16 protein-coding genes are annotated in these 22324 nt (G+C 60.4%); 5 read left to right on the forward strand and 11 right to left on the reverse strand.

From position 1 onward, the window contains the following. Positions 1 to 65: 65 nt before the first annotated feature. Positions 66 to 2219, reverse strand: a complete 2154-nt coding sequence (locus DVJ77_RS02620) for a S46 family peptidase (RefSeq protein ID WP_114843881.1) — start codon at positions 2217 to 2219, stop codon at positions 66 to 68. Between the two features lie 182 nt (positions 2220 to 2401). On the opposite strand from DVJ77_RS02620, the gene tdh reads away from it, so the two are divergent. The 4 genes from tdh (at position 2402) to kbl (ending at position 10377) form a co-directional block, all read left to right on the forward strand. After that, positions 2402 to 3421 (forward strand): L-threonine 3-dehydrogenase, encoded by a 1020-nt coding sequence (tdh, locus tag DVJ77_RS02625; RefSeq protein WP_114844211.1) that lies wholly within the window; start codon positions 2402 to 2404, stop codon positions 3419 to 3421. A 572-nt stretch (positions 3422 to 3993) separates the two neighbouring features. Further along, positions 3994 to 5307 (forward strand): DUF1028 domain-containing protein, encoded by a 1314-nt coding sequence (locus DVJ77_RS02635; protein WP_162791341.1) that lies wholly within the window; start codon positions 3994 to 3996, stop codon positions 5305 to 5307. Between the two features lie 105 nt (positions 5308 to 5412). Next, entirely contained in the window at positions 5413 to 9066 is a 3654-nt protein-coding gene (locus tag DVJ77_RS02640; RefSeq protein WP_114843883.1) for a DUF748 domain-containing protein, read from the forward strand. A 114-nt stretch (positions 9067 to 9180) separates the two neighbouring features. Continuing rightward, positions 9181 to 10377, forward strand: a complete 1197-nt coding sequence (gene kbl, locus DVJ77_RS02645) for a glycine C-acetyltransferase (protein WP_114843884.1) — start codon at positions 9181 to 9183, stop codon at positions 10375 to 10377. A gap of 75 nt (positions 10378 to 10452) precedes the next feature. On the opposite strand, the gene DVJ77_RS02650 is transcribed toward kbl, so the two are convergent. The 4 genes from DVJ77_RS02650 to DVJ77_RS02665 form a co-directional block, all read right to left on the reverse strand. Further along, entirely contained in the window at positions 10453 to 11211 is a 759-nt protein-coding gene (locus tag DVJ77_RS02650) for a pseudouridine synthase (RefSeq protein WP_114843885.1), read from the reverse strand. Between the two features lie 156 nt (positions 11212 to 11367). Further along, positions 11368 to 12492, reverse strand: coding sequence for an OmpA family protein (locus DVJ77_RS02655; protein WP_114843886.1), 1125 nt, complete (start codon positions 12490 to 12492; stop codon positions 11368 to 11370). 348 nt (positions 12493 to 12840) lie between these two features. Continuing rightward, positions 12841 to 13965: an OmpA family protein gene (locus DVJ77_RS02660; RefSeq protein WP_114843887.1), complete on the reverse strand. Its 1125-nt coding sequence runs from the start codon at positions 13963 to 13965 to the stop codon at positions 12841 to 12843. Positions 13966 to 14157: 192 nt separating this feature from the next. Continuing rightward, positions 14158 to 15609: a bifunctional 2-methylcitrate dehydratase/aconitate hydratase gene (locus tag DVJ77_RS02665; protein WP_114843888.1), complete on the reverse strand. Its 1452-nt coding sequence runs from the start codon at positions 15607 to 15609 to the stop codon at positions 14158 to 14160. A gap of 284 nt (positions 15610 to 15893) precedes the next feature. Between DVJ77_RS02665 and DVJ77_RS02670 the strand changes: the two genes are divergently transcribed. Continuing rightward, the gene (locus DVJ77_RS02670; protein ID WP_114843889.1) at positions 15894 to 16580 is read left to right on the forward strand and encodes a TerC family protein; all 687 of its coding nucleotides are present in this window, start codon (positions 15894 to 15896) and stop codon (positions 16578 to 16580) included. A gap of 18 nt (positions 16581 to 16598) precedes the next feature. Here the strand turns inward: DVJ77_RS02670 and DVJ77_RS02675 are convergent, their stop codons facing one another. The 6 genes from DVJ77_RS02675 to prpC all read right to left on the reverse strand — a co-directional run bounded on the left by DVJ77_RS02675 (position 16599) and on the right by prpC (position 22227). Next, entirely contained in the window at positions 16599 to 17957 is a 1359-nt protein-coding gene (locus tag DVJ77_RS02675; protein WP_114843890.1) for an acetate kinase, read from the reverse strand. A 35-nt stretch (positions 17958 to 17992) separates the two neighbouring features. Further along, positions 17993 to 18535, reverse strand: a complete 543-nt coding sequence (locus DVJ77_RS02680) for a hypothetical protein (RefSeq protein ID WP_114843891.1) — start codon at positions 18533 to 18535, stop codon at positions 17993 to 17995. A 4-nt stretch (positions 18536 to 18539) separates the two neighbouring features. Next, complete coding sequence (locus DVJ77_RS02685) at positions 18540 to 19217, reverse strand: C39 family peptidase (protein WP_114843892.1); 678 nt, start codon at positions 19215 to 19217, stop codon at positions 18540 to 18542. Continuing rightward, complete coding sequence (locus DVJ77_RS21360) at positions 19214 to 19633, reverse strand: hypothetical protein (RefSeq protein WP_225427741.1); 420 nt, start codon at positions 19631 to 19633, stop codon at positions 19214 to 19216. The genes DVJ77_RS02685 and DVJ77_RS21360 overlap by 4 nt, the downstream gene beginning before the upstream one ends. 91 nt (positions 19634 to 19724) lie before the next feature. Next, positions 19725 to 20684, reverse strand: a complete 960-nt coding sequence (locus tag DVJ77_RS02695; protein ID WP_114843893.1) for a hypothetical protein — start codon at positions 20682 to 20684, stop codon at positions 19725 to 19727. 397 nt (positions 20685 to 21081) lie between these two features. Continuing rightward, on the reverse strand, positions 21082 to 22227 hold the full coding sequence (gene prpC, locus DVJ77_RS02700) for a bifunctional 2-methylcitrate synthase/citrate synthase (RefSeq protein ID WP_114843894.1): 1146 nt from the start codon (positions 22225 to 22227) through the stop codon (positions 21082 to 21084). Positions 22228 to 22324: the final 97 nt, after the last annotated feature.

Here is a 22324-nt window from a genome sequence, read left to right on the forward strand (position 1 = left end):
TTTTGTCGGTGGGACGCCCTATAAAGCGTCCCAGCCCGGGGCCGTAACCGCCTGGCCGGGATAGCTCAGGGCACCCCTAGCTCTTTCAACAACTGCGGTGCGGGATAGACCTTGTCCATCAACCAGCGCATATAGCGCATGTCCACATGGATGGCGCGTTTATAGCGCGGGTCGTACATCCAACTCGCGCTTACCGCCTCCCAATTGCTATCGAAATTGAGGCCAACCAACTCTCCCCTCGCATTGAGTACGGGCGAGCCGGAATTGCCGCCAGTGGTATCGAGGTTACTGAGAAAATTGACTGGCATGGTTTTCGATACAGGGTCGATATAACGGCCAAAGTCGCCTTTGTGTATCGCAGCGAGCAAGGGCTGTGGCGCATCGAACGGTGGCTTGCCGGTGTTTTTTTCGACAATGCCGACGACACTGGTCAGCGGCCCGTAGGTCACCGCATCGCGTGCGATCAGCGGCGTGACTTTGCCGTAGCTGACACGCAGGGTCGAATTGGCATCGGGATAAACAGCACCGCCCTGGGTTTGGCGATAGGCCATCAGCGCCTTCATATACGACGGACGCAAGCGCAGCAGATCGCCCTCGCGCGCCTTGCGTTGCTCGTCCATGCGCAATAGCGCCGGCTGCAGCTTGCGTGCGGCAAGCAGCAAGGCGTCGTCACTGGAACGCAGCACCTCTTGGCTGGCTTTGAACAAGCGCAGGCGCTCAGCTTCGTCACCCATCCGGGTAGCCGCATAGATGCTATCCAGCGCACTGGATAACGCCGCCGGCGTACGGCCAAACACCTCATCGAATTCGGGTACGTGCTGCGCAGCGGGTAGCTGTTGATAGCGGTGGAGCAAGGCCGTCAGCAAGGCCTTTTCCATGGTCGGGTCATAACGACGGCTGATCTGGCGCAGCTGGCTTGCCAGCAGTTCTTCATCGCGTTGCTGATAGCCGGTTTCGCGCGCGGCATCGGGTTTGGCACGCTCAACGTCGAGGCGCTCGATCATCAGCGCGGCGCGCATCAGTTGGCTTTGCGGGCCGAGCAGGCCCAGCAGCAAATCGCGGTCGCGCGCGTCCTTGCCGGCGGCGATAAGTAGCGCCGCTTGCTCGATCGCCGCCTGCTCGTGCTGGCTATCGGGCTGATGGCGCAACCAGTCGAGCACCGCCGTCTCGTCTTCACGCCGCGTGGTAACGGCATCGCTGCGCTGCAACCCTTCCAACTCGCCGCTAAAGCGTTTAATGCTGTTTTTCAGCGACTGTAGTTGCGCGGCATAGCGGATGCTGGCCGCGTGATCGCGTTCACCCCCTGCCTCGATCACACCCTGCAACTGCTTGAGTACGGCCACCGTGGTGGGCAAACGCCACTCGATCTGATCGGCGAACTCCGCTGCTGTGCGATGGCGATAAGTGACGCCCGGATAGCCCGCCAGCATCACGAAATCACCCTGCTTCACGCCTTCGCTGGCGACCTGCAGATGCGCGGGTGGTGTGTAGGGTTTGTTCTCTTTGGCATAAGCTGCTGGCTTACCGTCCGGCCCCACATAGGCGCGCAATACGGTGAAGTCGCCGCTATGGCGCGGCCAGACAAAGTTATCGACCTCGTCACCGTAGTTGCCGATCGCACGCGGCGGCGCATAGACCAGACGCACATCGCGCAATTCCAACTGCTTCACCAGGTAGTAATCGCTGCCGTAGAACATGTTGACCAGGCTGCAGCGCATACCGGGCTCGCGTTCGCAATCGGCGACCAACTGTTTGCCGGCGGCATCCACGGCATCGTAAAACGCGCGCCCGGTTTTGCCGTGCGTATCGGCCAGCACTTGATCGGTGACCTTGTCGAAACCAGTGGTGACGCGCAGCCGGAAATCGGGATTGGCCGGCAGCTCTTGCGTGCGATCTGCAGCGACATAACCGTTTTCGATCAAGTCGCGTTGCGCATTGCTGTTGTACTGAATCACGCCAAAAGCCACGTGATGATTGGTCAGCACCAGCCCTTCATTGCTGACGAAAGCGCCGGTGGCGCCACCCACTTTCACCACGGCACTCAATGGCGGCTTGGTGAGGTCGGCCAGATCCGCCGGATCGCCCAGATATCCCGCCTCGCGTAGCTGCTTGCCAATGGTCGGAAGCTGCGAAGGCATCCACATGCCTTCGTCGGCCAGTACCGTGGCTGGGCATGCCATGGCCACGGCGGCCGGGATCAACAGGGTCTTCAAGCGCATCGCGTTGCCTTTAAGGGTTGTCGCACAAACTTGCGACCTTAGTTTGTTACCCGGCTGACGGCAACGCTGCACTGCACGAAAGCGGTGCATGGGCCTGCCGCCCTATAATCGCGCTTTGTCACCGCCCTCCCCGCCCCGGCCCACACCACGGGGCCAACCTGGATCTCTACATGCAGCAGATGATGAAAGCCCTGGTCAAGCGCAAGCCCGAGCAGGGTATTTGGATGGAAGAAGTGCCGGTGCCTGAGGTCGGCCCGAACGAAGTACTTATCAAGATGGAAAAAACCGCCATCTGCGGCACCGACCTGCATATTTATAAGTGGGACGAGTGGAGCCAGCGCACGATCAAGCCCGGCCTCACTATCGGCCACGAATTTGTCGGCCGCATCGCCGAGATCGGCCCTGGCGTGACCGGCTACCAGATCGGCGACCGCGTTTCCGCCGAAGGTCATATCGTCTGCGGCCATTGCCGCAACTGTCGTGCCGGCCGCCAGCATCTGTGCCCGAACACGATTGGCATCGGCGTGAATCGCAACGGCGCGTTCGCCGAATACATGACCATGCCGGCATCGAACCTGTGGCCGATCCCCGATCAAATCCCTTCGGAGCTGGCGGCGTTCTTCGACCCTTATGGCAACGCCGCGCATTGCGCGCTGGAGTTCGACCTGATCGGCGAAGACGTACTCATCACCGGCGCCGGCCCGATCGGCATCATTGCCGCCGGTATCGCCAAGCATGTGGGCGCGCGCAACGTGGTGGTCACTGACGTCAACGACTACCGCCTGAAGCTTGCTGCCGACATGGGCGCTACGCGCGTGGTGAATGTGTCCAAGCAGTCATTGAGCGATACCGTGAAGGATTTGCATATCGAAGGCTTTGACGTGGGCCTTGAGATGAGCGGCAACCCGCGCGCCTTCAATGACATGCTTGAGTGCATGTATCACGGCGGCAAGATCGCCATGCTTGGCATCATGCCCCGTGGTGCCGGCATTGACTGGGACAAGGTGATTTTCAAAGGCCTCACCCTGCAAGGTATCTACGGCCGCCGTATGTACGAGACCTGGTACAAGATGACCCAGATGGTGCTGACCGGCTTTCCGCTGCAAAAAGTACTCACCCACCAGATCACCATCGACGACTTCCAGAAAGGCTTTGACCTGATGGATGCCGGCAAGTGCGGCAAGGTGGTGTGCTCCTGGTAAGCGCATCACGCGGGTGGCGTCTGCACGATGCCACCCGTCAGCCTGTGCTGAGCCGACATCACGAACCTATCGTTCAGGCAGGTTCGTTCAACACATGCTCTTTCGTTTTATCGCGCACTGCGCGGTCTTGGCTTTCGTCTGGGTAGTGATACCAATCATGATGCAGCGAAGACCGCTTACACGATAGGCACTGCGTCCAAGTCCAGAAATGCCCGCAGCCTGGACAGCACCCTGCTGTCCAGAATGTGTTCCATGACGTACCACAGCCAGAGCCAGGCTCGCCTCGAACGCACATCCAACGGCTATCCGCCTTTGGTTCCCACGCACATCGCGGGCAATGGATATGCGGTTGTTTTTCCATGATGCGCCTTCCCTGGACTATGCATTGGGAGGGATTCTATAGCGCGACCGATGCCAGCCATAGAGCCGATTGTTTTGGCTAACCAGCCAGCGACCGCAGCGATGTGCCGCGCCACGCACGGGATATAGCGAAAGAACAGATTCGCCCAGGTATGCACTAAACGCTTCTGTGCATAGCGGCATCCCAGAGACTTCTTTCTGGGATGCCGCTCATGCCATCGATTACCTTGGGCACAGCTATTTCCACACCACCGGCCTGGCGCCACTGGATCAGCCTGTCGATAGGCATGCTCTGCGGTATCGCATTGAGCAATGTGCAGGCCACTTATTCCATCGCCGCTTGCGACATGTCGACCAAGACATGCGGCGTAGCCGTGCAGACCAATAATCTCGCCGTAGGTGCCAGCGTGCCTTATGCCCAAGCAGGTGTCGGTGCGGTGGCATCGCAGTTTGAAACCAATCCGGTTTACGGCCCCAAAGGCCTTGCCCTTATGAAGGCTGGCAAGACGCCTAAACAAGCTTTGCAGCAATTGCTCGCGGAAGACGGAAATTTCGAAGGCGAAGGAATACAAGCACGCCAAGTAGCGCTGGTCGGGATCGATGGCCTGACCGCGGTGTATACCGGCGCGGAGGCTCAGCAAGCAAATTGGGCCGGCAGCCGTTGTGGGCCCGGCTACAGCATTCAAGGCAATGGGCTCGCCGGTCCACAAGTGATCGAGCAGATGGAGCAAACCTATCTACACGCAGCCGGGTCTCTGGCCGAACGGCTGTTGGCGGCGCTAAGTGCTGGCGATGCCGCCGGTGGCCAGCGTAGTGGGCGCGAATCATCAGCCCTGTTGGTAAAAACGCCGCAAGGCTGGCCGGTAGATATCGACTTGCGCGTGGACCACGCTACCGACCCGGTCGGCGAATTACGCCATCTGCTCAACTTGGAAATGGCCCGGCGCCAAACCGTTACCGCGCAGCGGCTGGTCGATGCCGGGCAATTCGATCAGGCCCGCGAACAGTTGGATGCGGCACTGGCCAAGGCGCCTGATTGGCCACGGCTATGGCTGCGTGCGGCACGTATCGCCATGCAAATGGATGAGCCTGGATTGGCTATGCGTGACCTGGACACCGCCTTGGTCCGCCAACCTGCATGGGCAGCGACCGAACTCAACCAGGGCGTATACGCCGAGCTGGGCCAGCTAGAGCATTTCCACGCATGGATTGATACAGCACAGAAACAACAAACCCTGCGCGACGCCGATGCGCTGACTACCCATGCCACAGTTGCTGAACGTGTGGCTCTCACCCGGCGCCTTTTGGAAGACGGAGATGCAGCGACAGCTCGCAAGCTTATCGATGCGATTCCAGTATCAACAGGCAGTGCGGCCATGCATGAAGTACGTGCCGATATCGCGCTTGCGCAAACCGACACTGCGAAGGCTGCTGCCGAGATACAGCTTGCCGTAGCTGCGGCACCCGATGATCTACGCCTGCGCAAGAAAGCGTTGCGGCTAAAGCAGGCATTGCCTAAGCCTTGACCCAACGTCACCCAACCGGCGATTCAAAATCGCCGGTTAACCGACACCATCGAGACCCGGCCGGGGCTATCATTCGCACATCGCGATCAATGGGGCCTGGCCTGCATGACCACTCGAAAGCTCCCACGCCTACCCGACCCCGCCGCGTTGCGCGAAGGCACTCTTGCCATCTATCGCTCGCACCGCGTACGCAAGACGTTGTTGATCCTGGCTGTGCTGCTGGTGATCTTCGGCCTGCTCGGCTTCTTTGCCGCCCCACCGATCTTGAAAGGGCAATTGGAAAGCCGCCTCAGCACCACGCTGGACCGACCGGTGACCCTGGGCGCGGTGCATCTGAACCCCTACACGCTCAAGCTCGATCTGGATCAACTGCATATCGGCGAGCGCGATCGCAAATCACCCTTCGTCGACATCGACCGGCTCACTGTCAACGCCTCATGGGGCTCGCTGTTCCGGTTTGCGCCGGTACTCGATGAGCTGGTACTGCAGCACCCACAGTTGCACATCACACGCACCGCGCCGCAGCAGTTCAATTTCTCAGACTTGATTGAGCGTTTAGCCGCCAAGCCGACCGACCCTCCCTCATCTCCCACCCGCTTTGCGATCTCCAATATCAGCGTGCATAACGGCGATATCGGTTTTGACGATCGGGTATTGAATGCCAGCCACCACGTCGATCAGTTCGAGCTGGGCATCCCTTTCATTGCCAATCTGCCCAGCAAAACCGACGTCTTCGTCAAACCCCTGCTAGCCATGCGCGTGGACGGCAGCCCGATACATATCGAAGGCGAAACCAAACCTTTTGCCAGCACGCGCGAGTCGGCGATCAATTTCAAGCTCGATCATCTGGACCTGCCGCGCTACCTCGCTTATGCCCCGGTCGCGTTACCCATAGCGATCCCGCGCGGGCAGTTGTCGGGCGGGCTGGCGCTGCATTTCGTGGCGGCCGAATCCACCCCGCAGCTACGCCTTGACGGCCAGCTCGCGGTCGATGATTTCAAGCTCGTCAATCATGACAACACCCCATTGCTTGAACTGGGCCATGGCACCGCCACGCTTAATGACGTCGAGCCCCTGCTTTCGCGCTACCACTTCGCGGCGATCGCACTCGATCGCACCACACTGCATTACACCCGCATGGCCGGTGGTCACAGTAATTTCGATGCATTGACCAGCCCGGCGACACCAGCGGCGAACCCGGCAAAATCGACAGCCCCGGCTACGACAGTACATATCGATGCGCTTACCTTGCAGGATGCCGGCTTTGAATATGCCGACCTCAGTGGCCAAGCGCCGGCACGGCTGACGCTGGACCATATGCATGGCAGCTTGCACGGTTTATCCACCGCCGCCGGCCCGGCCGGCAGCATGGAGTTGGCGGCACAACTTGCCGGCGGCACCGTCAACAGCAGCGGCAAACTCGACCTGAACAAAAGTCGCTACGACGGTAAAGTGGATCTGAAAAATGTCGCGCTGGCGCCGCTGATGTCGTTGGCACCGCCGTTGTTGAATGCCGATATCACCGGCGGCAACCTCGATGCCAACGGTCAATTGCAAGCCGAATGGGGCCAGACGTTCAATCTGCATATCGAACCGGCGCAGGCCAGCTTGAATCGTTTTGCGCTGAGCCCGCGCGGTAGTCATACCGCACCGGTCGCCTGGGAGTCGCTGAATGCCGAGATCGCCAAGTTCGATCTGGCCAGCAGCGAGGCACGATTGACTCATGTGGTTTTACGCGGCTCCACGATCAACCTGCAACGCTTGAAAAACGGCAGCATGGATCTAAGCAGTTTGATGGCGACCCCTGCGAAATCGACGCCTGTGCCGCGCACCAATCGCGCCGCAGGCAAGCCGGCAACCAACGGCGGCTGGCATTGGAGTGTGGCAGACCTGAGTGTTGAAGGCAGCACGCTTACGTTCAAGGACGCCAACGCCAGCAAGCCCACCCCGCTGGTCGTGAAGGCGAGCAAGTTCAGTGTCGATGGACTGTCCGACGACATGCGCCAACCACTGAAACTGGCACTGACCGGCAAGCTGGGCAACGGCGACTACGATGTCAGCGGCAGCGTCAAGCCACAGCCGCTGGATGCCGACTTGCGCCTGAAGACTCGCGGCATGGATATCGCCCCGATGGAATCGATGATTCGCGTGCCATTGAACGTGCGCATCGGCAGCGCTCTGCTCAGTCTGGACGGCCGCCTGCGCTACAGCGATCACGGTAGCGAACCTGCGCATATCGACTACCGCGGCCAGGCCACCCTGGGCCGGGTCAAGGTGCAGGACAAGCTGACCGGCGACGATTTCCTGCGCTGGCATTCGCTGACGGCGACCGGCATGGTCATCCGCCTGGGCCAGGGTGCGCCGCACGCCGACATCGGCGGTCTCGCGCTCAGCGACTTTTATGCGCGCGTAATCGTCAATCCCACCGGCCGCATCAATCTGCAAGACGTCGTGGCCAGCCCGGAGACGGCGCCGGTCTCGGTAACGCGTGAGCAAAGCGCACCGCAAGCTGCCGCAGCTACCGCGGCAGCAAGCGCAGCCACCGCGGCCAAGGCAGCCGCACCGGAAGGCCCTAAGCCGGAAATCCAGATCGGCCAGATCAGCGTGGTCCGCGGCCAGCTCAACTACACCGACAATTTCATCAAGCCGAACTACACCGCGAACATCACCGACCTGGGCGGTAAGGTGGGCGCGTTCGGCACCACCGGCGGCGCGGCGCCTGCCGAGCTGGTATTGCAAGGCAAGCTCGACGGCAACTCACCGGTGGACATCGGCGGCTCGATTAACCCGCTGACCCCGGTGGCCTTCCTCGATATCAAGGCCAAGGCCGACGGTGTCGAGCTGACGCACCTGTCACCTTATTCCGGCAAATATGCGGGTTATCCGATCACCAGCGGCCGGCTCACGGTCGATGTGCACTACCAACTGGACCAGCGCAAGCTTACCGCCAACAACCATATCTTCATTACCCAGTTGACCTTCGGCGATCGCATTGAGGGACCGGGTGTCAGCCACCTGCCGGTGAAGCTGGCCGTAGCGCTGCTGAAAGACTCCGACGGCAACATCGACGTGAACGTGCCGGTATCGGGTTCACTGGATGACCCGCAATTCAGCATGGGCAGCCTGGTCTGGCACGCCGTCGTCAACCTGCTGACTCGCGCGGTGACTTCGCCGTTCCGCCTGCTCGCCTCGATCGGTGGCGGCAGTCATCCAGACCTGGGCTATGTGGAGTTTGCGCCGGGCTCGGCGGTGCTGGACGCCGAGGCGCAATCGCGGCTGGAACAACTGCTGAAGCTACTGCAGAGCAAGCCTTCACTTACGCTGGACATCATCGGCCGGATCGACCCCAGCGTGGACGAAAGCGGCCTGCGCAAAGTGATGGTCGACGATCTGGTGCGCAAGGCCAAGGCCGACGACAACGGCAAGAAAGAAGATCCGGCCACCCTGACGCTGACCCCCGACGAGTCCGAGCATTATCTGGAGCGTGTCTACAAGCACGCCGACTTTCCCAAGCCGAAAAACATGATCGGTTTGACCAAGTCGCAGCCGTCGGAGGAAATGCACCAATTGCTGGAGACCAATATGCCGGTCAACGCTGAAGCATTGCAGCACCTCGCCGAACGCCGCGCCGAGGCGGTGCAGACCTGGTTTAAGGGCAAGCTCGACGACAAGCGCGTGGCCATGCTGGCGCCCAAGCTGGACGCAAAAGGGATCGAGGACAAAGGCAAGACGACACGGGACGATTTCGGCCTGCACTGACTCGCACCTCACCGATGGGAATCACGCGAGGGCGAACGGTTTTGTGTGCCCCGGTTCACGGCAGCCCCTGAAGGCCTCACAATGAGTGCTTTCCCCAGGCCGGAACCTCTCTCCATGACCTACTCCGCCCAGACGCGCTACGCCAGCGAACTTGAATCCATCCGCGAACAAGGGTTGTTCAAGGCCGAGCGCATCATCACCTCGCCGCAGTCCGCCAAGATCCGCCTCGACAGCGGCAAGGAAGTGCTGAACTTCTGCGCGAATAACTATCTGGGCCTGGCCGATAACCCCGAGGTGATCCAGGCCGCCAAAGACGCATTGGATAGCCACGGCTTCGGCATGGCCTCGGTGCGTTTTATCTGCGGCACCCAGGATCTGCATAAGCAGCTTGAAAAGAAAATCGCCGAGTTCTTCGGTACCGAAGACACCATCCTTTACGCCGCTTGCTTCGATGCCAACGGCGGCCTGTTCGAGCCGCTGCTGGGCGAAGAGGATGCGGTTATTTCCGATGCGCTCAATCACGCCTCGATCATCGATGGCATTCGCTTGTGCAAGGCCAAACGCTTTCGCTACGGCAACTGCGACATGGCCGATCTGGAAAAACAGCTCCAGGCCGCCGATGCCGCCGGCGCACGTACCAAGCTCATCACCTCCGACGGCGCTTTCTCGATGGACGGCTTTATCGCGCCGCTGGATCAGATCACCGCGCTTGCCCGCAAGTACAACGCCCTGGTGCATATTGACGAATGCCATTGCACCGGCTTTCTTGGCGACAGCGGTCGCGGCTCGGCCGAAGTGCATGGCGTGATGGACAAGATCGACATCTTTACCGGCACCTTGGGTAAAGCGCTTGGCGGCGCGCTGGGCGGCTTCACCACCGGCCGCGGCGAAGTCATTGAAATGCTGCGCCAGCGCTCACGCCCTTATCTGTTCTCCAACTCGCTGCCGCCGCATGTCGTCGCTGCCGCGATCAAAGTATTCGACATGCTGGCCGCCGCCGGCGACTTGCGCGATCGAGTGAAAGAAAACACCCGCTACTTCCGCGAGCAGATGACCCAAGCCGGTTTCGACATCCGGCCGGGCGTGCATCCGATCGTGCCGGTGATGGTCTACGACGCCAAGAAAGCGCAGGCAATGGCTACCGAGTTGCTGGAAGAAGGCATCTACGTCACCGGCTTCTTTTATCCGGTCGTACCGCAAGGCCAGGCACGTATCCGCACGCAGATGAGCGCGGCGCATACGCGCGAGCACCTCGATCAAGCGATTGCGGCGTTCACCAAAGTGGGACGCAAGCTGGGCGTCATCGGCTGATTCGTTCTGCCGTAGCGCGCCCTGTGGCGCGCGCTACGGCAAGTAACTCAGCAAGGTGCGTCGCTGAAAGTATTTTTATCCACTTGAAAGCCGGGAAACCTCTTCGGCACTCAAATGGCGCCATTGCCCCTTGGCTAGATCACCCAGCGCAAGCGAGCCGACCGCCACGCGGATCAACCGCAGCACGTTGATATGGTGTGCCGCCAGCAAACGCCGAATATGTCGGTTGCGGCCTTCATCCAGCACGATTTCGAGCCAGGCATGCTTCTCGCCGCTGCGTAACAACACGACGTGCCTGGCCATCAGGCGCTCTCCCTGATCCACCACGCCAGCCGTCAATTGCTCCAGCAAGGCGGCATCGGGAATGCAATCGACTTGCACGTGATAGGTCTTGTCCACATGGTGTCTGGGCTCGGTAAGCCGCGCCGCCCATACACTGTCGTTACTCAGCAGCAGCAAACCTTCGCTGGCCTTATCCAAGCGCCCTACCGGCCCCAGCCAGGGCAATCCGGCGCTAGCGAGCAAGTGGTATACCGTGTCGCGCCCGCGTTCGTCGGCCGCGCTCACGACGATGCCACGCGGTTTATTGAGCATGAGATAGACCCGCGTCACCGCCGCGACAAGCTGGCCGTCCAGACAAATATGTTGGCGTTCGGCATCGGCCGGGCGCTCTGGATCGAGCACGATGCGGCCATCCACGCTTACCCTGCCCTCGCGCACGGCTCGCTCTGCCTGGCTGCGCGAACACACGCCGAGCTTGCTGAGCACTCGCGCCAGACCGTGACGAGGAACAGCCGCGGTATGAGGTGAATGAGGGGGACGACGAGCGGTCATATGGCACGTGAGCCTAACTGATGAGTCACCGGATGACTTCACAAAAGATCACTTCATGGAAGATCACTTCATGAGAAAAGAAAAGCCCGGCATAAGCCGGGCTTTTCGTTACTGCTCAAGACAAGCTCCCTGGGCCAGGCCCAGAAAGTCTGGCTCTTACTTCTGGACCTGCAGCTCGGTGCGGCGATTGCGCGCACGGCCCTGATCCGTCTTGTTGCTGTCGACCGGGTCATTCATGCCGTGACCGACCGGGCCCTGCAGACGGCTGGCGTCCACACCGTGCGAGGTCAGGTAGTCGTACACGATCTTCGCGCGACGCTCGGACAGACCCTGGTTGTAATCGGCCTTGCCCACGCCATCGGTGTAACCGGCCACATTCACCTGCACGTTCGGGTAACGCTTCAGCGTATCGACGGCCTGATCCAGGATCGACAACGAGTCGGCGCTCGGCTCAGCCAGAGCCTTACCGATGTTGGTCTCGCCTTTCTTCGGACGGTCGAACTTGAAGTTCACGCCACGCAGATCGATCACCACGGCAATCGGGCAGCCGTCCGGGCCAACCACGGTGCCTTCCGGCGTGTTCGGGCACTTGTTGTCGCACAGGTTCACGCCGTTGACGACCGTCTTGGAGCAATCCGGCACAGCCGGCGGCGGCACCACAGCCGCCGGAGCAGCAGCCGGCTCACCGAAGCGCGATACCAGGCTCAGGCCCAGGAACCAGTCGCCGTAACCGTCTTTTGCCTGGCGGCTGTTCGAGTTGGTCTGGCTCTTGTTGTCCCAGTCGTAGCGGTAACCGGCCTCGACACGGATGTCGCTGCTATCGGTAATCGTCTTGGAAACGCCTGCGCCCAACTCGGCAGCCGGTGCCCAGCCCTTGTTATTCGCATTGCGGTGGTAGCTGCCCATCACGCCGGCCAGCAGGTACGGACGGTAGGAGTCCCACGCGCCGAAGTAGTAACGAGCGGCCACGCCGTAGTTGTTGTTCGCCCAGCTACCGAAGCCGCTATGGCCAGGGCCATTCGGGTTGTCACGGTCACGCTTGGTGCGGTCGATGAACAGGTCGATCGAGACGTTCGGGGCGATGAAGCGGCCCACGCCCAAGCCGTAATAGAACTGGCGGCTGTTGGTGTTGCGATCGGTATCGTTGTAGTAGCCACCTACGGTGGGCGCGATGTACCAACGGCCGTCGTAGCTTGGTGCACTCGTAGCATTCTGCGCATGAGCGGCACCTACGCCGCCCAGGGCTAGGGCAATCAGAAAATATAAGCCCTTACGATTCATCAGGTGTCTCCTCGTTTATTGGTTTTCGCGTCCGTTCCACCCCAGACGGAAGTCGCGCGTCAGAAATCACGACACTACGGGAACTTATGCTGCTCCCTGCTTGACGTCCTACAACAAGCGGGCGAAGTGTAGCAAAACCGTTAAGGACTGCGCACGCATCGATTATTGGCTAATGTATCGATTCAAATCGACTGGTGAACTGATGTTCAGGCTGATTTTCGTCAGCAAACGCAGTCAACAAGCGGCATTCCGCCATTGTTGCAACGCAAAAGAAAAGCCCGGCATAAGCCGGGCTTTTCGTTACTGCTCAAGACAAGCTCCCTGGGCCAGGCCCAGAAAGTCTGGCTCTTACTTCTGGACCTGCAGCTCGGTGCGGCGATTGCGCGCACGGCCCTGATCCGTCTTGTTGCTGTCGACCGGGTCATTCATACCGTGACCGACCGGGCCCTGCAGACGGCTGGCGTCCACACCGTGCGAGGTCAGGTAGTCGTACACGATCTTCGCGCGACGCTCGGACAGACCCTGGTTGTAATCGGCCTTGCCCACGCCGTCGGTGTAACCGGCCACATTCACCTGCACGTTCGGGTAGCGCTTCAGCGTATCGACGGCCTGATCCAGGATCGACAACGAGTCGGCGCTCGGCTCAGCCAGAGCCTTACCGATGTTGGTCTCGCCTTTCTTCGGACGGTCGAACTTGAAGTTCACGCCACGCAGATCGATCACGACGGCAATCGGGCAGCCATCCGGGCCAACCACGGTGCCTTCCGGCGTGTTCGGGCACTTGTTGTCGCACAGGTTCACACCGTTGACGACCGTCTTGGAGCAATCCGGCACAGCCGGCGGCGGCACCACAGCCGCCGGAGCAGCAGCCGGCTCACCGAAGCGCGACACCAGGCTCAGGCCCAGGAACCAGTCGCCGTAACCGTCTTTTGCCTGGCGGCTGTTCGAGTTGGTCTGGCTCTTGTTGTCCCAGTCGTAGCGGTAACCGGCCTCGACACGGATGTCGCTGCTGTCGGTGATCGTCTTGGAGATACCTGCGCCCAACTCGGCAGCCGGAGCCCAGCCCTTGTTGTTCGCGTTGCGGTGGTAGCTGCCCATGACGCCGGCCAGCAGGTACGGACGGTAGGAGTCCCATGCGCCGAAGTAGTAACGAGCGGCCACGCCGTAGTTGTTGTTCGCCCAGCTACCGAAGCCGCTATGGCCAGGGCCATTCGGGTTGTCACGGTCGCGCTTGGTGCGGTCGATGAACAGGTCGATCGAGACGTTCGGGGCGATGAAGCGGCCCACGCCCAAGCCGTAATAGAACTGGCGGCTGTTGGTGTTGCGATCGGTATCGTTGTAGTAGCCACCAACGGTCGGCGCGATGTACCAGCGGCCGTCATAGCTCGGGGTGCTAGTAGCGGTCTGAGCATGAGCAGCGCCTGCGCCGCCCAAAGCCAGAGCAATCAGAAAATACAAGCCCTTACGATTCATGGGTGTCTCCTCGTTTCGTTATTGATTATTCGTATTCGCTTCAAGGCAGAACGGCGCGACCTGGTACAGGGATATTCAGGCTGCGCTTCGCTTTCTACTTGATAGCCCCAGAACGGGCGTGCTGCAGCTTAGCAAAAAATAAACAATTAAGCATTTACCGCACGCATCCGTTCAGTTTTGGCTCATCTCTCGTTACAGGGTGAAAAGCCCCATAAATTGCTGTATCGGCATGGCATCGAGCTTCACGGGGTCGCGAGTGGCCTCAAGAATGGCCTTTACCTTGTGCGCCGGCATGTGGCCGCGCATGGCCGCCTCGAACTTCTTCAGAAGCACCGGAATGCCCTCGGCGCGGCGCTTGCGGTGACCGATCGGGAAGTCGATCGAAACATTGTCCGTGCTGCTGCCGTCCTTGAAAAACACTTGCACCGAGTTGCCGATATAGCGCTTGTCGGGATCGAAGTAGTCTTTGGTGAACTGCGGGTTCTCGGCGACGACCATCTTGTCGCGCAGCGCATCGATGCGCGGATCGGCAGCCACGTCGTCGTTGTAATCGTCGGCGGTGAGGCGGCCGAAGATCAGCGGCACGGCGACCATGTACTGAATGCAGTGGTCGCGATCGGCGTAGTTATCCAGCGGACCGGTCTTGTCGATGATGCGGCAACCCGCCTCCTGGGTCTCGATCACTACTTTCTCGATCTGGTCGAGCTTGCCGGCGACCTGGTCATGCAGCGTCATCGCGCATTCCACCGCGGTCTGTGCATGAAATTCTGCCGGGAAGCTGATCTTGAACAGCACGTTCTCCATCACGTAGCTGCCGAACGGGCGCTCGAACTCGAATGCCTTGCCCTTGAAAGCAACGTCGTAATAGCCCCAGGTCTTGGCCGACAGCGCCGATGGGTAGCCGACTACGCCACGGTAAACCGCATTGATCGCGTGCGTAACCGCGCGACGGCAGGCATCGCCCGCAGCCCAGCTTTTACGCGGGCCGGCATTGGGTGCATGGCGATAGGTACGCAGCGCGCCGTTATCGATCCAGCTATGCGAAACGGCCGTGGTGATCTGCTCTTTGTCACCGCCAAGCATCGCGGTGGCGACGGCGGTGGAGGCCAGACGCACAAGGATCACGTGATCCTGGCCGACCCGGTTGTAGCTGTTCAGCAGCGCATAGCAGCCCTGGATCTCGTGTGCCTTGATCGCATAGGTCAGCACGTCGCGCACCGTCAGTGCTTTGCCGCCCTCACGCTCGGCCTTGCGGCTGAGGTAATCGGCAACCGCGAGAATGCTGCCGAGGTTGTCCGACGGATGACCCCATTCGGCCGCCAACCAGGTGTCGTTGAAATCCAGCCAGCGGATCTGCGTACCGATCGCAAACGCTGCCTGCACCGGATCCAACTCGTGACTGGTACCCGGCACGCGCGCGCCGCCCGGCAAGTTGGCGCCGGGCACGACCGGACCGAGATGCTTCACGCATTCGGGAAACTTCATCGCCAGCATCGAGGTGCCCAGCGAATCAAGCAGCATGTAGCGCGCCGTATCGTAGGCCTCGTTCGAATCGATCTGGTAATCGGCGACGTAGTTGGCGATATCGACCATCGGCTGGTCGGGATCGGGACGTTTGGCGGAACGGATGTCGTGTGCGCTCATGGCGAGTCTCGATGCAGGAAAAACCGCCATTCTAACTGGCGCCGATGTCTTTCAGCATCCCCAGCTCCCTTGACGCTGCCCATGGCGACACCCACAATCGGCGCCATCCCAAAGGGGAGTAGTTCTGGATATGCCCTGCATATCTGTGCGGTGATCGTCATCACGAGCGAGGTATCGCTCCGGTCATCGCGGCGGCAACGCGCTGCGAACGAGACTTTTGTGGAAACGACGGGCCGCGCGCGTCCGTCGTTTCTGCATGAGTCCGGCGCGCACTAGGAACCCGCATGGAACTGCTTGGCACCGATTTTCTCTCTGGCCTTCTGGCTATCGTCCTGCTCGACCTGGTGTTGGCGGGCGATAACGCCATCGTCATCGCGATGGCCGCGCGCAATCTACCCAAGTCGCTGCAAAAGAAGGCCGTGTTCTGGGGCACCTTCGGCGCGATCGCGGTTCGCGTCGCCTTGACGGGTGTAGTCGTCTATTTGCTGAAGCTGCCCGGCTTGATGCTGGCTGGCGGGTTAGTGCTATTGCCGATTGCCTGGAAGTTGCTCAAGTCCGACAACGATGCCCACGAAATCAGCGCGGCAGGCAGTTTTTGGATGGCGCTGCGCACGATCATCGTCGCCGACGCCCTGATGGGCATGGACAATGTATTGGCCATTGCCGGGGCATCGGGCGGCCATATGGGCCTGGTCATCATCGGCCTGGTCATCAGCGTCCCCTTGGTGGTGTGGGGCTCCACCCTGATATTGAAACTGATCGAGCGCTTTCCCGTCATCGTCTATATCGGCGCGGGCGCTATTGCCTGGACCGCGGCACGCATGATCGCTCACGACCCTCTGGTTACGGCATGGTTCGAAGCACATGGCTGGGCAAGCTATGTCATGGATGCCGTGTTCGTGATCGCCATCTGCGGCGGCGGCTGGCTGATGCAGCGGCGGCGCAGACAGGTGCAGGCGATCACGCCTTGAGGCAGCCCGGCACGGGCGTTAGTACATCATCGGCACCCGCACGGTCACCGTTGCATCGGGCGTGTCGCGGGTTACCCCGACGCCCAAGGTGAAATTCACCGTGCGCTTTTCGTTGAAGCGGTAGGAGCCTCCGATCAGCAATGTGCCGAGCACGCTTTTCGCCGAACCGGCTACGGTCTTGCCGTTCTGCTTGGTCAGGCCGACGAAGCTCTGGTCATAACCGATGCTGAAAGACGCTTTGTCGTTCAGCGCCAGCCCCATGCCTACGCTGACATCGACGACATCGCCCACCTGCACTTTCCCTAAAAACTCCTTGCCCGCCAGCACCAGGTTGCGACTGACATTGCTGCGGGCAAAATTATGCAGATAACTCAGGTTGCCGAAGAACACGACCGGATCAGACGGATACAGCCAGGTCACACCCGGCTGTATCGAGTAAAAGCCCGAGCCAGTGGGGAGTTGCAACGGCAGGCCCGTACCCGTCGCGTTCTGCACGCAGCGATTGACGCAGTCGGTAACCACTTCAAACGGGTCGCGACCGGTGCGCGATTTAAAACGCAGCCAGGCGATGTAATACGGCTTGTCGGCACCGCCGTTGTTGAGTTGATAACGCGCTGTGGCCTCCACATCGCCGATACCGTGTCCGCTGGAGCCAAACACTTTGTCTTGCGCACTGCCGGTAAAGATCTCACGACTGATCGTGTCGGTATGGCCGTAGACATACGGCACGCGCAACTCGACCTCCAGCCGATTGGTAATGCCATAACGCGCAGCGACCGCAGCGGTCTGGGTCGTCGTCTTGACCTGCCGCGCATCGATCAAGCCGATCAAAATCGCCGGAATAACGGTGTAGCCGATCAGGGCGACGCGATCAGCCGAGGAGTAACCGAACTGATAGGAAGGCTCCACCACCAGCTTGCCCCGAGGTGTCAGAACGCCTGGCTGATCGAAAATCGGCGCAACCTCCGGTGGCCGCTCATCGTGCTGTGGTGCCTGCCCGACGGGTTGAGGCGGCTTTACTGTCGTATCCGCGGCGGCCAATAGATCGGAACCAGGCATGGGTAAAGCCGACGCCCTCGCACCGGCTGCATTGGCGTTGCCGCCGCGCTGCTGATCGAGCACATCCATGCCGACGGCATGCCGCAGCGTCTGATACTCGGCCTCCTGCTGCGCCAACGTCCGCTTCATGGCGTCGATCTCTTCGAGCTGATTCGCCAATCGACTGCGCATCGCATCCAGTCGCTGGCCCTGCTCGACCACCTTCTGCTTGATCTGCGCCGATACTTCGCTCGAATTGTCCGGTGCTGGCGCCTGCTGAGCATTCATCGCGCCGCTGACCAGTACCAGGCTGGCGCAGCCCAACGAACAAAGGCGCATCCGTGATCGATAGGACCTCGTGTGTACGGGCATCGTCAATGTCCTAGTGAGTGGATCTGCGCCGATTGCAGGCTGTCCTGCAAGCCGAGACTGCGGAATGCATTGAGCGTATTCACCGCGACATTGAGCGTCGTCAGGCTTTGGATGTTCTGGTGGTCCAGCGTGTTCTGGATCACCGTAGACGCGGCCGCATGGCTGAGTGCCGACGGATCGAAACTGTTGCCGGGCCCGTTCTGCACCAGATTGACCGTGCCGGTGGCCACTGCCAGCGCACTGGTTTGCATGCTGCTGAGCTGGCCGATATCGGAGCCGGTGTTGGCGCCCATGTTGGAAATATTCAAATGCGTGCTGGTGACCAGATTGCCGTTGATGTACACCACGCGGTCGATGCCCAGCGATGCCTCAAGCCCGTTGCCGAAATCGAAGCCGCCACGCGTCAGATCCAGGCGTGCATCGCTGACGGCCGGCCAGCTCGCTATGCCGTAATTCGAGGTGTCCGCTGCCACCGCACGCAAACTCACCATGCTCAGCACGATGCATAGACCGATGTATTTCAGCGCTGGCCGCGAAGTCGTCATGGCATCAGATGTCGTTCGGCCCGCGCTTGGGCAGCGTGATGCCGTCCAGGCCACGGTGATCGATAACCGAACTCAGCGGAGCCGTCGGCATCACGCGCCAGTCGTTCGGGCTATTGAAAACCGCCTGTTCGCGGTGGTTGTGAATCACAAACACCAACCCGTTCTTCCATACCGCGTTGAAGCGTTCGCGCGGCACCGAGCGCGTACCTCGCGCGGGGTCGCCCAATAACACGCGGTCGTCCTGTATGCCCTTGACCACTACAAAATGGTGATAGCCCTTCTCGTCGATCAAGACGATGGCCGGCAGATGCTCCTGCTGCAGCTTTTCCAACGGCACCTGGAAGCCATCGGCCTCGAAGCCGATCGCCTGCAAGTACATCTTGATATCGAGCAGAGAGAAGCCTTCCGCATTGATTTTCTTGCGATCGCCATGCGAATACATCTGCTCGAAAGCCAATTGTTCGTTGACCGGATAGCCGTATTGATAGGTCAACAAGGTGGCCACGGCAGCCGAGCCGCAACTGAAATCGTATTTCTGCCGTATCGTGTTTTTAAAGCGGGCTTCCTTGAGACTGGTGACATGCAGGCGATAGGTCTCGCCCTGCACGCCCGTCAACTCGACAGCAGGCAAAGTCGACGGCAAGACCGCGAGTAACAGCAGTAACGGCAGATGCCAAGTCATGGCTTGAACTGCACATTGATAATGGTGGCGTTCTGGATCAACACGTTGTTGCCGGTGTTCTGGATCACCATCGGCACGCCTGCCGCACCGTTAAACGAGCCTGCGCCAATCGAATTGAAACCGGTCACGACATGATCGGCGTTGTCGTTGCTCACCGTGCCAGTAAGCGTCATCTGCTCGCTGACATCGCTGCCGCCGCTGAGCTTGTCCAGCACGCGGCTATCGATGCTCTGGCCCATGCCATCGACATAGCCTGGCCGATTCAATTCAGCCGTCTTGGCGCTCGCCACCAAGGGTGATTGCGAACGCGTGTCGGGATAAGCCATCGCAGTGGGTAATTCGACGGCAAAAATGTCGAACGGTGCGATAACCGACCACGTTACGACCAGGCCCAATGCAAGTCTGATAGGTCGCATGGCGCTACTCCCAAGAAGCTCGCGGCCGCGCAAGTCGCTCAGCCGCAAGCCGTCGCGGAGCGTTAAGCGCTCCGCGACGTGAGATTGCTAATCAATGACCGACATTCAGATTTGCCTGAACATTCACGCTCTGCTGAATCAGCGAAGCCATACCGCTGTTCTGTGCGATCACGGTCACACCGGCTGCCGCTGCGGCAGCGTTGTCCATGTGATTGGACATATCGAAGGTTCCGGCATCCGCCATCGCGCTTCCGCCCGCGGCACCCGCACCGCCGGCTCCGCCGGAGCCATTGCCACCCGATCCGGCAGCACCCGCGCCGCCGGCACCGCCGGCGCCGGCCATACTGTCGGCCGCGCCACTGCTGCCACCCAGGCCCATGCCGGTGCCGCCCGTTGCCGCTGACGCGCCTGTGCTTGCCGCGCCACCCGACCAGCTACCGGCGCCACTGCTACCCGAACTGGAATTGTCGTGATGAGCGCGCGAATGCACGTTGCCGGTATCTCCATTGCTTGCTCCGCCAACCGCGCTGCTACCGGCCAACGAATCGCCGTTGGTGCCAGAGCCATCACCGGCACTGCCACTGTGCGCACGAGCATTGCCACCTTCGCCACCCGATCCGCCGCGGCCGCCCTTGCCATCGCCACCGTAGCCTTCGCCACCGTATCCGCCATTACCTCCGTTGGCATTGCCCCAGTTCTTGGCCACGTTGCCGATGTCGTGGACATAGACATTGGTCACGGTACCGTCGAGCCGACTCACCGCGACCGCTTTGCTGGTATCGAACGAACTGGTGATGGATGACGAGGCCGCACCACCGTTATTGGCAGACGCACTGCCCTGGCCGTTGGCATACGCATCGCCATTGTTGCCGCGATCGTTGCCGGAACTGGAGTTATTACGTTGATTTGCCTGTGAGGAACTATCAATCACTGCTTTTGAATGATTCTGCGCGCTGGGTCCAGCGCCTCCGGTCTGGTTGTTATCCGCCAAGGCTGGAAGTGTGAAGCCCAAGCCGAGACAAATAGCTGTTACAAGAAAAGTCTTGCGCATGAGGGTGCTCCTGTAACGATACGATGATCCCCTGCCTGCCTTGCTCTGAAACGCTCTCGTATGTCGCAACATACGTGCCATAACCCACGCATAGCCGCCGCGCTTTTTCGACACGAGAAAAATCAGCAACTTGCAGCGCCAGGCGAACACGCTCTATCGCACCAGGGCAGCGGTCGATCAGGAAAAGTGCCTCATACGCGTTACACCCGGCTCAGGCGATCCCGCGTGTCATGGTCAAGACCGGCTCAATTGCGCGTGATTTTTCATGCGCTTACCGCACCGCGTTGCGATAGCACCGAAAAACGGCGCCGTGTATATCAGGGTTGTTACACCTATTACCGCCAAACAAAAAAAGCCCTCGCATGGCGAGGGCTTTTAACATCGACGCTATTTCGTCTTAGCGTTTTTCGATCGGCACGTAAGCCAAATCTTCCGGCCCGATGTAGTTTGCACTGGGGCGGATGATCTTGCCGTCTTCGCGCTGCTCAATCACATGCGCACTCCAACCGGAGGTACGGGCGATCACGAACAACGGTGTAAACATCGCCGTCGGCACGCCCATCATGTGATACGCGCTTGCCGAGAACCAATCGAGGTTGGGGAACATCTTTTTCAGATCCCACATCGATTTTTCGATGCGCTCGGAAACGTCGAACAAGGTCGGGTTGCCGCCATCGGTGCACAGCTTGCGCGAGACCTCTTTGATGATCTCGTTGCGCGGATCGGACACGGTATACACCGGATGACCAAAACCGATGATGATTTCCTTGCGCTCGACGCGAGCGCGAATATCCGCTTCGGCATCGGCTGCATTGCGATAGCGCGCGATGATTTCCATCGCCACTTCGTTCGCACCGCCATGCTTGGGGCCGCGCAGTGCGCCGATGGCGCCGGTGATCGCCGAATACATATCCGAACCGGTGCCGGCGATGACCCGCGCCGTGAAGGTGGATGCATTGAACTCGTGCTCGGCGTACAGCACCAGCGACTTGTCCAGCGCATGCGCATGCAATTCGCTTGGTTTCTTGCCGTGCAACAAGTGCAGGAAGTGCCCGGCGATGGAGTCGTCCTCCGTCTCGGTTTCGATGCGCTTGCCGTTATGGCTGAAGTGGTACCAATACAACAAGATCGAGCCGAAGCTGGCCATCAGGCGGTCGGCGATGTCGCGCGCGCCGGTGACGTTGTGGTCATCCTTCTCCGGCAGCACGGTACCCAGCACGGAGCAACCAGTGCGCATCACATCCATCGGATGCGTGGCGGCCGGCAGCAGCTCCAACGCGCTCTTCACCGGCGCCGGCAAACCGCGTAGACGCTTGAGCTTGGCGCGGTAAGCGTTCAACTCGGCCCAGTTCGGCAGTGCGCCGTGCACCAATAGATGCGCGACCTCCTCGAAGCAGCCCTTGGCGGCCAGATCGTGGATGTCATAACCGCGATAGTGCAGATCGTTGCCGCTACGGCCAACCGTGCACAGTGCGGTGTTGCCCGCGGCCACGCCAGACAGGGCGACCGATTTCTTGGCCTTGGGAAGAACTTGTTCAGTCATGCGATTTCTCCGTCTAACCCGCGAAACAGCGCACCCAGGTCAGCGTGCGCCGCCAGTCAAAAAAGTACGGCCGCCATAGGCAGGCAGCCTTGCCTGC

Source organism: Dyella tabacisoli (assembly GCF_003350925.1).
GTDB classification, from domain to species: domain Bacteria; phylum Pseudomonadota; class Gammaproteobacteria; order Xanthomonadales; family Rhodanobacteraceae; genus Dyella_C; species Dyella_C tabacisoli.

Coding starts and splice junctions, on each gene's coding strand:
- DVJ77_RS02620 (WP_114843881.1), bottom strand. CDS start 2,219: ATGCGCTTGAAGACCCTGTTGATCCCGGCCGCCGTGGCCATGGCATGC.
- tdh (WP_114844211.1), top strand. CDS start 2,402: ATGAAAGCCCTGGTCAAGCGCAAGCCCGAGCAGGGTATTTGGATGGAA.
- DVJ77_RS02635 (WP_162791341.1), top strand. CDS start 3,994: ATGCCATCGATTACCTTGGGCACAGCTATTTCCACACCACCGGCCTGG.
- DVJ77_RS02640 (WP_114843883.1), top strand. CDS start 5,413: ATGACCACTCGAAAGCTCCCACGCCTACCCGACCCCGCCGCGTTGCGC.
- kbl (WP_114843884.1), top strand. CDS start 9,181: ATGACCTACTCCGCCCAGACGCGCTACGCCAGCGAACTTGAATCCATC.
- DVJ77_RS02650 (WP_114843885.1), bottom strand. CDS start 11,211: ATGACCGCTCGTCGTCCCCCTCATTCACCTCATACCGCGGCTGTTCCT.
- DVJ77_RS02655 (WP_114843886.1), bottom strand. CDS start 12,492: ATGAATCGTAAGGGCTTATATTTTCTGATTGCCCTAGCCCTGGGCGGC.
- DVJ77_RS02660 (WP_114843887.1), bottom strand. CDS start 13,965: ATGAATCGTAAGGGCTTGTATTTTCTGATTGCTCTGGCTTTGGGCGGC.
- DVJ77_RS02665 (WP_114843888.1), bottom strand. CDS start 15,609: ATGAGCGCACACGACATCCGTTCCGCCAAACGTCCCGATCCCGACCAG.
- DVJ77_RS02670 (WP_114843889.1), top strand. CDS start 15,894: ATGGAACTGCTTGGCACCGATTTTCTCTCTGGCCTTCTGGCTATCGTC.
- DVJ77_RS02675 (WP_114843890.1), bottom strand. CDS start 17,957: ATGCGCCTTTGTTCGTTGGGCTGCGCCAGCCTGGTACTGGTCAGCGGC.
- DVJ77_RS02680 (WP_114843891.1), bottom strand. CDS start 18,535: ATGACGACTTCGCGGCCAGCGCTGAAATACATCGGTCTATGCATCGTG.
- DVJ77_RS02685 (WP_114843892.1), bottom strand. CDS start 19,217: ATGACTTGGCATCTGCCGTTACTGCTGTTACTCGCGGTCTTGCCGTCG.
- DVJ77_RS21360 (WP_225427741.1), bottom strand. CDS start 19,633: ATGCGACCTATCAGACTTGCATTGGGCCTGGTCGTAACGTGGTCGGTT.
- DVJ77_RS02695 (WP_114843893.1), bottom strand. CDS start 20,684: ATGCGCAAGACTTTTCTTGTAACAGCTATTTGTCTCGGCTTGGGCTTC.
- prpC (WP_114843894.1), bottom strand. CDS start 22,227: ATGACTGAACAAGTTCTTCCCAAGGCCAAGAAATCGGTCGCCCTGTCT.